1 protein-coding gene is annotated in these 270 nt (G+C 43.7%); it reads left to right on the top strand.

Translation table 11 applies throughout. The features are described from left to right. Positions 1-270: glycine betaine ABC transporter substrate-binding protein (locus tag RYX56_RS22570; RefSeq protein ID WP_317124149.1), on the top strand; the 270-nt coding region annotated here is incomplete at both ends.

The following is a 270-nucleotide window of genomic DNA, read 5'->3' as shown; positions in this document are numbered from 1 at the left end:
AGTCCACTACCAAGGCTCTTGATGCGTACAAACTTGATGATTGGAAGCTTATCGAAGGTTCTAGCGCCGCGATGACTGCTGCATTGAAAAAAGCCTATGACAAACAGGAGCCGATTATTGTGACAGGCTGGACACCACACTGGATGTTCGCAAAATTTGATTTAAAATACTTAGAGGATCCAAAGGGTGTATACGGCCCGGACGAAACAATTAATACCGTTGTCAGAAAAGGTTTGAAAGCTGAGGCACCAGATGCTTTTAAAGTATTGG

This window comes from Alkalihalophilus lindianensis (genome assembly GCF_032843265.1).
Taxonomy (GTDB): Bacteria; Bacillota; Bacilli; order Bacillales; family Bacillaceae_D; genus Alkalihalophilus; species Alkalihalophilus lindianensis.
Note: the sequence above shows the minus strand (reverse complement) of the source record. Positions and strands in the feature narration are given on the sequence as shown.